Genomic DNA, 11,380 nt, shown 5'->3' with positions numbered 1-11,380 from the left:
CATGATGCCGCACGCGGTTTCCTCGCTTCTCCATATGGAACAGGTGAATACGGAAGACTGTGAAGGTGTGTCAGCAGGCGCGTTTGTATTCCAGTCCCGCCCTAACCATTCCTTGACACACCGCCAGCAGCAGCTGGTGCTCTGGAGTCTGGCGACAGTATGTTTTGTAACGGCAAGTGGCTTCGCGCTCCTGGGATACTGGCTGATCTTGCCTTTTGCCGGATTGGAAATTGGATTGCTGGCATGGGCACTGGAGACGCTGCGCAGCCGAGAAGGGGATTACGAAACACTAACGATTGAAGGGGATGTGATAGTGCTGGAGTGGCATGCCGGCACGTATGGAGAGCGCCGTGAAATGAATCGCCAATGGGCGCGTGTGATATGCGACTGCGGGACGTCAGGCAGAAACTGCCGTCTCAGCCTGAGTTCTCATGGTCGCGAAACAAAAGTCGGACAGTACCTGAGTGACGAGGCGCGGCTGCAACTGGCTGCGACCTTACGCAGAAAGTTGCAGGCATAGGGCAATACGCGCCGCAACGACTACCCATAACAAAGTCAGAGGACGGGGAACGCGATGAAAAGCATGTGGCAAAGGGCAGGGGTGATGGGGGCGGTATGGGCAGCCAGCCAGTCAGCACTGGCAGACTATGCATACAACCTGCAACCACCGGCGAGTCAGGTGGCGAGGNAGGTGTTCCATCTGCATAACCTCATCATGCTGGTGTGCGTCGGAATTTTCATCATCGTCTTCGGCATGATGTTCTACTCGCTGGTCAAGCACCGCAAATCGGTCGGCCACAAAGCTGCGCACTTCCACGAAAACACCACAGTCGAAATCATCTGGACCGTCATCCCGTTCATCATCCTGGTGGGGATGGCCTATCCGGCCGCCAAGGTCGTGATCGAGATGAAAGACACCTCCAATCCCGACATGACCGTCAAGATCACGGGCTACCAGTGGAAATGGGGCTACGATTACCTTAACGAAGGCGTTCACTTCTACAGCACACTTGCCACGCCGCGTGAACAGATCGACGGCACGGCGGCCAAGGACGAACACTACCTGCTCGAAGTGGACGATCCGATGGTGGTGCCGGTTGGCAAGCGGGTGCGCTTGCTGATTACCGCCAATGACGTGATCCATTCCTGGTGGGTTCCCGCATTCGGCGTCAAGCAGGACGGCATCCCGGGCTTCATCCGTGATAGCTGGTTCAAGGCAGACAAGATCGGCACCTATCGCGGCCAATGTGCCGAGTTGTGCGGCAAGGACCATGGTTTCATGCCGATTGTGGTCAAGGTGGTCTCCGAGGAGGATTACAAAGCCTGGGTGGCCAAGAAGAAAGGGTCGGCGCAGGCTGCTGCGGCTGACAACACCAAAACCTTTGACGTCAAGGAATTGGTGGCACGGGGCGAGAAAGTCTATCAAGCCAACTGCGCCGCCTGCCACCAAGCCAATGGCATGGGCCTGCCAGGCGTGTTCCCTGCGATGAACGGTTCCAAGGTCGCCACCGGGCCAATTGCCGCGCATATCAATATCGTGGTGCACGGCGGTCGCCCAGGCACCGCCATGGTCGGATTCGCCGACCGCTTGTCCGATGCGGAAATTGCCGCGGTCGTGACGTATGAGCGCAATGCCTGGGACAACAAGATGGGTGACGCGGCGCAGCCCGCGGACATCGCAGCCGCCCGCGGGNGAGCAGCCGTCGCCGCCGCCCCCGCCGCGCAGTGAACAACCGAGAGGAGAGCACAGTCATGTCTGACGCAGCACACGCCCACGACGACCACGGACACCACGCGCATCCCACCGGAATCATGCGCTGGCTGACCACGACCAACCACAAGGATATCGGTTCGCTCTACCTGTGGTTCTCGCTCATCATGCTGTTTACTGCCGGCTCGATGGCGCTGCTGATTCGCTCCGAACTTTTCGAGCCGGGCATGCAGCTGATGCACCCCGATTTCTTCAATCAGCTCACCACGATGCACGGCCTGATCATGATTTTCGGCGTCATCATGCCGGCCTTCACCGGCTTTGCGAACTGGCAGGTGCCGCTGATGATCGGTGCGCCCGACATGGCATTCCCGCGCATGAACAACTGGAGTTTCTGGCTCTTGCCGGTGGCCGGCATCATGTTGCTGGGGTCGTTCTGGCTGCCGGGCGGCGCCGTGGCCGGCGGCTGGACGATGTACCCGCCGCTTTTCATCCAGGGCGGCGTGTCCTATGACCTGACGATTCTGGCCATACACATCATGGGCCTGTCGTCGATCATGGGCTCGATCAACATCATCACCACCATCCTCAACATGCGCGCGCCTGGGCTCACGCTGATGAAGATGCCGATGTTTGTATGGACCTGGCTGATTACCGCCTATCTGCTGATCGCCACCATGCCGGTCCTGGCGGGTGCGGTCACCATGTTGCTTACCGACCGTAATTTCGGTACCCATTTCTTCAACGCGGCAGGCGGTGGCGACCCGGTGATGTTCCAGCATATCTTCTGGTTCTTCGGGCATCCCGAGGTCTACATCCTGATCCTGCCGGCTTTCGGCATCATCTCGCAGATCATTCCGACCTTCTCCCGCAAGCCCTTGTTCGGCTACGCCTCAATGGTGTATGCCACTGCGTCGATCGCGATCCTGTCGTTCACCGTGTGGGCGCATCACATGTTCGCCGTGGGCATGCCGGTGGCGGCGCAGCTGTTCTTCATGTTCTCCACCATGTTGATCGCGGTCCCGACCGGGGTGAAGGTGTTCAACTGGGTGGCCACGATGTGGAAAGGTTCTCTGACGTTTGAGACACCGATGCTGTTCGCCATCGCGTTCGTGTGCCTGTTCACGATAGGCGGCTTCTCGGGACTGGTGCTTGCGATGGCGCCGGTCGACATCCAGCTGCAGGACACCTATTACGTCGTGGCGCATTTCCACTATGTGCTGGTTTCCGGCGCCTTGTTCTCCATTTTTGCCGGGATCTATTACTGGCTGCCGAAATGGACGGGCCATATGTACAACGAGACGCTCGGAAAAACACACTTCTGGCTGTCCGTCATCGGCATGAACATCGTGTTTNTCCCGATGCACTTCCTCGGCCTGGCCGGCATGCCGCGACGCATACCCGACTATGCACTGCAGTTCACTGAGTTCAACCAGATTGCGACCGTGGGCGCCTTCATCTTCGGATTCAGCCAGTTGATCTTCCTGGCTCTGGTACTGAAAACGATCAAGGGCGGGGCCAAGGCGAGCGATCAGGTTTGGGAAGGGGCCCAAGGCCTGGAGTGGACGGTGCCTTCGCCCGCGCCTTACCATACTTTTGAAACCGCACCGGTGGTGAAATGAGCGGCGATTCAATCGGCATGACGGACAACAAGCAAAATGGCAAATATCTGACGGCCGGCATTCTGGCTGCCATTGCGATTGGCTTGTTCCTGTTCACGCTATACAACGGATTGAAATAGACCATGACCACCGGCAAATCCAACACGCTGACCAAGCTCATTGTTGTGGCGCTGGGCATGTTTGGATTTGGGTTTGCGCTGGTACCGTTTTATTACAAGATTTGCGAAGTGACCGGAATCAATTCTGGCGACGAGCAGAGTCTGGTGAAAAACACCCAGGTCGATACCAGCCGCTGGGTGACGATTGAATTCGACGCCAATACCAACGAGGGGCTGCCGTGGCAATTCAAAACCATGCAGCGCAGTATCAAGGTGCATCCGGGCCAGCTGGTGCAGGTGGACTACGAAGCGGCCAACAACAGCGACCATGCAATCGTGGGCCAGGCAGTGCCAAGTTACGGGCCGGCCCGCGCAGGCGCATTTTTCAGGAAAATCGAGTGCTTCTGCTTCACTCCGCAGAAGCTGGCTGCGGGCGAACGGCGCCAGATGCCAGTGTTGTTCGTGCTGGATCCGTCGATGGACAAGGACTTGCATACCGTGACCTTGTCCTACACCTTCTTCAACACGGACCCCAAGGCGCAGACGGCGACGTTGCCGGAAAAAGTGCCGCATGGCTGAAAAGGGGAACCTGCGTGCTGCACTTGCCGTGTTTTGGAGTTTTTCGGCGTGCGCAAACGGCGCGATTACGATGATGACGCGCAAAGCCTGACGCAGGCACAGATCATCATTGCCGGGCTGGTCGGCGGTGTGGTGTTTGTTCTGACATTATTGCTGGTGGTGTACCTGGTGCTGCAGTTCGTGAAGTAAACGATCAATAGACGAGGAAGAGGGAAAGACATGAGCCTGGCACAAACCGATAAATATTACCTGCCGCAACCTTCGCTCTGGCCGATCATCGGGTCGGTGGCCCTGCTGACGATGGCAGTGGGAGGCGTCATGACCATGCACGAAATCAACCATGGCCTCTGGGTGCTGCTGGCCGGGGTGGCCGTGCTGTTTTTCATGATGTTCGGATGGTTTGGCGAAGTGATCCGAGACAGCGAAGCCGGCCGCTACAACAAGCAGGTGGATTCCTCGTACCGCTGGTCCATGAGCTGGTTCATCTTTTCCGAAGTGATGTTCTTCGCCGCTTTCTTCGGCGCGCTGTTTTATACCCGGGTGCTGTCGGTGCCTTGGCTGGGCGAGTCCGACACGATGCAGCAACTCTGGCCCACGTTCAAGGCGGCGTGGCCGACTGCGGGGCCCGGCCTTACCGCTGATGGCTTGAAATTCACGCCGATGGAAGCATGGGGCATTCCGGCCATCAACACGCTGCTGCTGCTGAGTTCTGGGGTGACGGTCACCTGGGCGCACTGGGGACTGAAAAAGAACAACCGTATGCAGCTGATTCTGGGGCTGGGGATGACGGTCACGCTCGGTGTGGTCTTTCTATGTTTGCAAGCCTACGAATACCATCATGCCTATACCGAGATGGGGCTGACGCTGGGTGCAGGCGTGTATGGTGCGACCTTCTTCATGTTGACCGGCTTTCACGGTTTTCACGTGCTGGTGGGAACGACGATGCTGATCGTCATGCTGCTGCGTTCGATCGCCGGGCATTTCACTGCCGAACATCATTTCGCATTCGAGGCCGTATCGTGGTACTGGCACTTCGTCGATGTGGTGTGGGTGCTGTTGTTTATCCTGGTCTACTGGTTGATCTAGGTCGGGAGCTGATACGCAGCAGGCGGGCCACGCTTGACCGTGGCCACCAGTTCAACAAAAAGCCGCGTTCAGCGCGGCTTTTTGTTGCGGGGGATAGGCTAACGCAGCCCGGTTTGCGGGATGATGCCGAAGTAGTAGCCACCCATCAGCAGCAGAAAAAGGGTGAGGGAAAGCACGACGCGCACCGTCAGCATCTTGACTGTGCGATCCGATCGGCCCTTGTCCTTGATGAGGTAGTAGAGTGCGCTGGCGAGGCTGGCCAGGATGAACACGATGAAGAGCAGGGCAACGATGCGCATGGAACGGTATGCTCGTAAAAATTCCAGTCTAACCGGATTGACGGGCCTATGCACTTGTTGAGACTGCGTGTAGGCCCATGGCAGTTTTCCCCGAGGCTCTGGCCGACCCTGGCTGCATTGTTCTTTNTTGTGCTGACCTTGTGGCTCGGCAACTGGCAGAGTGGGCGCGCCGAAACCAAGCGCGCCTTGCAGGCACGTTACGATGTGGCGATTCGGGAAGCGCCCATCCATGTCGGCAGCACACTGCTGGACCGCGACAGCGTGCTGTACCGGAAGCTGGAAGTGCGCGGGGTGTTTGACGCGGCGCATACCATCTTCCTCGACAACCGAGTTTATAAAGGGNTGGCGGGATATCACGTACTGACGCCGCTCATCATCGAGGGCGGGCCGCTTGCCATTCTGGTCAATCGCGGCTGGGTGGCGGTAGGGCCCTCTCGCGAANAGATTCCCTTGCCCCCGACGCCGNGGNGGCTGATACGACTCGAAGGCATGGCCGTCGATCCGCACAGCCGCTATATCGAGTTGATGCATGCACCGTCCCAGGGACGGGTGTGGCAGAACCTGGATTTCGCACGCTATGCCGCAACTACCCGGCTGACGCTGCAACCGCTGCTGTTATTGCAGACCACTCCGCTGGCGGATGGCCTGGTTCGTGACTGGCCGCGTCCTGATACCGGCGTCAGCATGCATGTCAGCTATGCAATCCAGTGGTACAGTCTGGCGACGACGCTGGCAGTGTTGTGGCTGGTCCTGAACGTAAAGCGTCATCGGGATGACGATGACTGATGTACCCAACGTCCGAAATGGTTTCGAGTATGCAATTAACTCCGCGCGGTAAATTCCTGTTGTTGGTCGGCGTGTTTCTGATGCCTGTGGTGGCTGCTTATCTGGCCTACGCGGGATGGCGTCCGGCGGGCCATTCCAATTACGGCGACCTGCTCAAGGTCACCCCCTGCAGCAAACTGCGGGCAGCACGCCCGATGGCCGCCCATACGATCTGGAGGCACTGCACGGAAAATGGGTGATGGTGCATGTGGGTCCAACTCGCTGCGACGCGGCGTGCGCATGGCAACTCTATCTGATGCGCCAGACGCGGATCGCGCAAGGTAAGGAGCAGGACCGCATCGAGCGGCTGTGGGTGGTGACCGACAGCGGTACGCCGGATGCGAAGCTGTTACAGGCGCATCCCGATTTGCATGTGTGGCGGCCGGCGAACGCGGCTTTCGTGGCGCAGTTTCCAGCTGCGCAGAATCGGGTCGACCACATCTATCTGATCGATCCGCTGGGCAATCTGATGCTGCGTTTCCCGGCTCAGGCCGATTTCGACCGCATGATGAAAGACCTCAAGCTGCTGCTCAAGGCATCCCAGATAGGCTGATCCGCGACCATGACGACATATCGGAAAATCATTCTGGCTGCCCTGATCCTTGCGTTCGGAGTGGTGGCCTTGGGTGCGTACGTTCGTCTCTCCGACGCCGGACTGGGCTGCCCCGACTGGCCCGGATGTTACGGCAAGCTGACCCCGCACAACGCCGCGGATGCCATCAACGCAGAACTTGCCGTGCGCCCGGATGGGCCGGTGTCCCATGTCAAAGCCTGGAAGGAGATGGTGCATCGCTATTTTGCTGGCACGCTGGGTTTGCTGGTGCTGGCCATTGCCATACTGGCATGGCGCGGGCGGCATGAAACACGCGGTGGCCTTGGCTTGCCTTGGCTGCTACTCGGTCTGATCGTGTTCCAGGCCATGCTGGGTATGTGGACAGTCACCCAGTTGCTTAAGCCGTTGATCGTCAGTTCGCATCTGCTGGGCGGCATGACGACCCTCGCGCTGCTGCTTTGGCTTTGGCTGCGCGAACGCGGCCAATCGGGCCACACCTACTATGCGAATAGCGATCATCTACGCAACGGGGCCTTGCTGGGGCTGATTCTGGTGGCGATGCAAATCGGGCTGGGCGGCTGGGTGAGCACCAACTATGCAGCCTTGGCCTGCCCCGATTTCCCGCTGTGTCACGGTGCCTGGGTGCCGCCGATGGATTTCGAGCAGGGCTTCACCCTGCACCGGAATCTTGGCGAGACCGCGACCGGTGAGTTGTTGCCATTGTCGGCATTGACCGCCATCCATTGGACGCACCGGGTCATGGCCTTGGTAGTGACGCTGTATTTGAGTTGGCTGGTTCTGCGCCTGGTAGGTAGTCCGNGCTACGCCGGCATGGGGCTGGTCATAGGCGGGCTGTTGGTGTTGCAGGTCTCGCTGGGCATCAGCAATGTCCTGTTTAGCCTGCCGTTGGCCGTGGCGGTCGCGCACAATGCGGGTGCGGCATTGTTGCTGTCCAGCCTGGTTGTGCTGAATTATCGGGTGCGCAGGAGATGAACATGGAATCTTTGATGGTCCAGGGTGCGGCCTGCCGATGCCAACAGTTTTTGGCTTTGTGCAAGCTGCGTGTCGTCAGCCTGATCGTATTCACGGCCGTGATCGGCATGTTCCTCGCCGTGCCCGGTTGGCCGAACTGGAACGCGTTGTGGGCCGGTACGCTCGGGATTGCGTTGGTGGCCGGTGCGGCGGCGGCATTCAATTGTCTGATCGAACAGAAAATCGATGCGGTGATGGCGCGTACACGTGCTCGTCCGCTACCTCGCGGCGAATTGACCAGCACCCAGACGCTGGTGTTTTCCGGCGTGGTGGGGGCCGGCCTGTATCTGCTGAATGTGTTCGTCAACCCACTCACGATGTGGCTGACACTGGCCACGTTCGTCGGCTATGCGGTGATCTATACAGCCGTGCTGAAACCGGCCACGCCGCAGAACATTGTCATTGGCGGCGCGTCCGGCGCGATGCCGCCGGTACTTGGCTGGGCCGCGGCAACGGGCGAAATCCATCACGATGCGCTCTTGTTGTTCCTGATCATTTTTGCCTGGACACCTCCGCATTTCTGGGCCTTGGCGCTATACCGGCGCGAGGAATACGCCCGGGCCGGCCTGCCGATGCTGCCGGTGACGCACGGCGAGGCCTATACCCGCCTGCATGTACTGCTCTACACCGTGCTGCTGTTTGCCGTGACCATGTTGCCGGTCGGGACGGGCATGGGCGGGTGGATCTATCTGATTGGTGCCGTTTTGCTCGGGNGGCGCTTTATCCACTATGGCTGGCGTTTATATCGCGAATATAGTGATGCGCTCGCCAAGCAAACCTTCCGCTATTCCATCTGGTATTTGAGCCTATTGTTCGCAATCATGCTGGTTGATCATTACATCAACTTACCCATTTGATTTGTATGGGAATTCGGGCTTTTAACTAGATATTCAGACAGGATTGTTTTATATTGTCCCCAATTCATTTCATTGGGGTACAGAATGATCCTCTCGCGCACCAGTCAGTATGCCGTTCAGGCGCTGATCTACATGGCTACCCAGCCTGACGCCACGCCGGTGCTGAACAAGGATATCGCAGCCAAACTGGGCGTGCCCGCACCCTATCTAGCCAAAATCCTGCAGAGCCTGGCCAAAGGCAATTTGCTGTTTTCCTTTCGGGGTCGCCTGGGCGGCTTCTGCCTGCGCGAGNGGNGGGACAAGATCACCCTGATGCAAATCCTGCTGTTGACAGAAGGGCCTGCGTTTACGCAGAGCTGCCTGTTGGGACTGAAAAAGTGTAGCGATGAGACAGCGTGTCCGCTGCATTTTCGCTGGGTGCCCGTGAAGAAGAAAATCATCGATCTGTTGCAGGACACTACGCTGGACAAGCTGGCGAAGGCGGTGGAGTCCGGCAAATACCGGCTGGCGGATATCCCCGGACAGCTGTTCGAGCAGATCAAGGCATGACACGCTGGCTCGCCGCAGTCTGGGCGATGGCGCTGATCGCGCTGTCGGGGTGTCACCCTGCCCCGCAGCCGCCCTCATTCCAGGCGACCGATATTACAGGCGCAGGCTTCGCGCGGGATTTCCGCTTGACCGATCACAACGGCCGTGTGCGTACGCTGGCGGACTTCAAGGGCAAGGTCGTCGCCATCTTTTTCGGCTATACGCATTGTCCGGACGTATGTCCCACGACACTGTCGGACTTTGCCGCAGCACTCAAACTCCTCGGAGACCAGGCCGGACGCGTACAGGTCATTNTTGTGACGCTGGACCCGCAGCGTGATACCCCTGACATCCTGAAACAGTTCGTCCCCGCCTTCAATCCGGCATTCCTGGGAATGTATACCGATGCCGAAACGCTGAAGCAGTTGGCAAAAGAATACAAAGTCGTCTATCAAAAGACATCGGTTAAAGCCGCAGGCGATTATCTGATCGATCACAGTGCCGGGACGTATATCTATGATCCTAAGGGGAATTTGAGATTGCTCATGCCCTATGGCAGCAGCCCGGAAGCGATCGCGCACGATCTGAAGTTGCTGTTGCTGCCTTCCTGAGCCCGGTTTTGGGCTTGCGGGACCCAGGGTGGCCGGAATATAATCCCGCAGTTTTTTAATATAAGCATATGCTGTTAAGGCGCGGCGCAGGCGCTATTACGGGTACAACAGGAGCGGGCCATGGCGGTAACCACATATTCCGGTGCGGAGCAGTACAACTTCGAAGTCGTTAAGAAATTTGCCGTCATGTCGATCGTCTGGGCTGTGATCGGCATGTTCGTGGGCGTATATATCGCCTCCGAACTGGCCTGGCCGTTTCTGAACTTCGATAGTCCCTACATTTCGTTCGGGCGATTCCGTCCCGTTCATACCACCTCGGTGATTTTCGGCTTCGGTGGCTCGGCGTTGTTTGCCACCTCCTACTACGTGGTTCAGCGTACCTGCCAGACCCGTCTGATTTCGGACGGCCTGGCCAGTTTCACGTTCTGGGGCTGGATGGCCGCCATCGCGCTGGCAGACTTCAGCTATATGCTGGGCTATACCCAGTCGCGCGAATACGCGGAAATGGAATGGCCGATCGATATCCTGATCGAAGTCGTGTGGGTCGCGTATCTCACGGTGTTCGTCGGGACCATCATGCGCCGCAAGCAGCCGCATATTTACGTGGCCAACTGGTTTTATCTGGCCTTTATCCTGGCGACCGCGCTGCTGCATACCTTCAACAACCTGGCGATGCCCATCGACCTGTTCTCGATGAAGTCCTACAGCCTGTTCTCGGGCGTGCAGGATGCGATGACGCAATGGTGGTATGGCCACAATGCGGTGGGCTTCTTCCTGACCGCGGCCTTCCTCGGCATGATGTATTACTTCGTGCCCAAGCAGGCCGGCCGGCCGATCTATTCCTATCGGCTGTCCATCGTCCACTTCTGGGCGCTGGGCTTCATGTACATGTGGGTGGGCGCTCACCACTTGCACTGGACCGCCTTGCCGGACTGGACCTCCTCCCTGGCCGCCGCGTTCTCCATCCTGCTGCTGATGCCCTCATGGGGCGGCATGATCAACGGCATCATGACCCTGTCGGGCGCTTGGGATAAATTGCGTACCGACCCGATCATGCGCTTCATGATCGTGGCCCTGTCGTTCTACGGCATGTCGACCTTCGAAGGCCCGATGATGTCGCTGAAGGAAGTCAATGCGCTGTCGCACTACACCGACTGGACCGTGGGCCATGTCCACTCCGGCGCGCTGGGCTGGGTCGCGATGATCACCTTCGGCTCGCTGTATCACATGATGCCCAAGCTGTGGGACACCAAAATGTACAGCCGCAAGTTGATCGAGTGGCATTTCTGGCTGGCCACGATCGGCATCGTTCTCTATATCGTCGCAATGTGGATTTCCGGGATCACCCAGGGCCTGATGTGGCGCGCATTTGACGAGTTCGGCAACCTCCAGTACTCGTTCGTCGAGTCGGTTGCGGCCATGCACNCCTTCTACGCGATGCGCGCCATCGGCGGCATGTTCTTCCTGACCGGTATGGTGATGATGGCCTTCAACGTGTTCATGACCATCCGTCAGGGCAAACGCGAAAGCGCCGCGCTGGAAGCCAAGCTGGCCGCCAAGCTGGCTCACGCATGATTCG

16 protein-coding genes are annotated in these 11,380 nt (G+C 58.5%); 15 read left to right on the top strand and 1 reads right to left on the bottom strand.

The genetic code is table 11. From position 1 onward, the window contains the following. The first annotated feature begins 112 nt into the window (after nucleotides 1-112). From HZY77_RS09370 to HZY77_RS09340, 7 genes are all read left to right on the top strand, one after another. Nucleotides 113-520: a DUF2244 domain-containing protein gene (locus HZY77_RS09370; protein ID WP_296814037.1), complete on the top strand. Its 408-nt coding sequence runs from the start codon at nucleotides 113-115 to the stop codon at nucleotides 518-520. Between the two features lie 84 nt (nucleotides 521-604). Then, the gene (gene coxB / locus HZY77_RS09365; protein WP_296820875.1) at nucleotides 605-1,729 is read left to right on the top strand and encodes a cytochrome c oxidase subunit II; all 1,125 of its coding nucleotides are present in this window, start codon (nucleotides 605-607) and stop codon (nucleotides 1,727-1,729) included. A gap of 23 nt (nucleotides 1,730-1,752) precedes the next feature. Beyond that, the gene (gene ctaD, locus HZY77_RS09360) at nucleotides 1,753-3,333 is read left to right on the top strand and encodes a cytochrome c oxidase subunit I (protein WP_296814036.1); all 1,581 of its coding nucleotides are present in this window, start codon (nucleotides 1,753-1,755) and stop codon (nucleotides 3,331-3,333) included. Beyond that, nucleotides 3,330-3,452, top strand: coding sequence for a hypothetical protein (locus tag HZY77_RS09355; RefSeq protein ID WP_296635580.1), 123 nt, complete (start codon nucleotides 3,330-3,332; stop codon nucleotides 3,450-3,452). The genes ctaD and HZY77_RS09355 overlap by 4 nt, the downstream gene beginning before the upstream one ends. 3 nt (nucleotides 3,453-3,455) lie before the next feature. Next, nucleotides 3,456-4,010: a cytochrome c oxidase assembly protein gene (locus HZY77_RS09350; RefSeq protein WP_296635576.1), complete on the top strand. Its 555-nt coding sequence runs from the start codon at nucleotides 3,456-3,458 to the stop codon at nucleotides 4,008-4,010. A 48-nt stretch (nucleotides 4,011-4,058) separates the two neighbouring features. After that, nucleotides 4,059-4,199, top strand: a complete 141-nt coding sequence (locus HZY77_RS09345; protein WP_296814034.1) for a DUF2970 domain-containing protein — start codon at nucleotides 4,059-4,061, stop codon at nucleotides 4,197-4,199. Between the two features lie 30 nt (nucleotides 4,200-4,229). Continuing rightward, nucleotides 4,230-5,096: a cytochrome c oxidase subunit 3 gene (locus tag HZY77_RS09340; RefSeq protein WP_296635571.1), complete on the top strand. Its 867-nt coding sequence runs from the start codon at nucleotides 4,230-4,232 to the stop codon at nucleotides 5,094-5,096. Nucleotides 5,097-5,194: 98 nt separating this feature from the next. Here the strand turns inward: HZY77_RS09340 and HZY77_RS09335 are convergent, their stop codons facing one another. Further along, complete coding sequence (locus tag HZY77_RS09335; protein ID WP_296635570.1) at nucleotides 5,195-5,395, bottom strand: twin transmembrane helix small protein; 201 nt, start codon at nucleotides 5,393-5,395, stop codon at nucleotides 5,195-5,197. Between the two features lie 117 nt (nucleotides 5,396-5,512). On the opposite strand from HZY77_RS09335, the gene HZY77_RS09330 reads away from it, so the two are divergent. The 8 genes from HZY77_RS09330 (at nucleotide 5,513) to ccoN (ending at nucleotide 11,376) form a co-directional block, all read left to right on the top strand. Beyond that, complete coding sequence (locus HZY77_RS09330) at nucleotides 5,513-6,181, top strand: SURF1 family protein (RefSeq protein ID WP_296814033.1); 669 nt, start codon at nucleotides 5,513-5,515, stop codon at nucleotides 6,179-6,181. Then, nucleotides 6,181-6,420: a hypothetical protein gene (locus HZY77_RS09325; protein WP_296814031.1), complete on the top strand. Its 240-nt coding sequence runs from the start codon at nucleotides 6,181-6,183 to the stop codon at nucleotides 6,418-6,420. The genes HZY77_RS09330 and HZY77_RS09325 overlap by 1 nt, the downstream gene beginning before the upstream one ends. After that, nucleotides 6,417-6,773, top strand: a complete 357-nt coding sequence (locus HZY77_RS09320) for a hypothetical protein (protein ID WP_296814030.1) — start codon at nucleotides 6,417-6,419, stop codon at nucleotides 6,771-6,773. The genes HZY77_RS09325 and HZY77_RS09320 overlap by 4 nt, the downstream gene beginning before the upstream one ends. A 9-nt stretch (nucleotides 6,774-6,782) precedes the next feature. Then, nucleotides 6,783-7,766, top strand: coding sequence for a COX15/CtaA family protein (locus tag HZY77_RS09315; protein WP_296814029.1), 984 nt, complete (start codon nucleotides 6,783-6,785; stop codon nucleotides 7,764-7,766). A 2-nt stretch (nucleotides 7,767-7,768) separates the two neighbouring features. Continuing rightward, the gene (gene cyoE, locus HZY77_RS09310) at nucleotides 7,769-8,662 is read left to right on the top strand and encodes a heme o synthase (protein ID WP_296814027.1); all 894 of its coding nucleotides are present in this window, start codon (nucleotides 7,769-7,771) and stop codon (nucleotides 8,660-8,662) included. A gap of 84 nt (nucleotides 8,663-8,746) precedes the next feature. Then, a complete protein-coding gene (locus HZY77_RS09305; protein ID WP_296814025.1) occupies nucleotides 8,747-9,211 on the top strand; it encodes an Rrf2 family transcriptional regulator in 465 nt (154 codons plus the stop codon). Beyond that, entirely contained in the window at nucleotides 9,208-9,801 is a 594-nt protein-coding gene (locus tag HZY77_RS09300; RefSeq protein ID WP_296814024.1) for an SCO family protein, read from the top strand. Before HZY77_RS09305 ends, HZY77_RS09300 begins: the two co-directional genes overlap by 4 nt. Nucleotides 9,802-9,921: 120 nt before the next feature. Further along, a complete protein-coding gene (gene ccoN / locus HZY77_RS09295; protein WP_296814022.1) occupies nucleotides 9,922-11,376 on the top strand; it encodes a cytochrome-c oxidase, cbb3-type subunit I in 1,455 nt (484 codons plus the stop codon). Nucleotides 11,377-11,380 lie beyond the last annotated feature (4 nt).

Source organism: Thiobacillus sp. (assembly GCF_013693775.1).
In the GTDB taxonomy this organism is placed as follows: Bacteria; Pseudomonadota; Gammaproteobacteria; order Burkholderiales; family Thiobacillaceae; genus Thiobacillus.
This window is presented reverse-complemented; position numbering and strand designations above follow the sequence as displayed.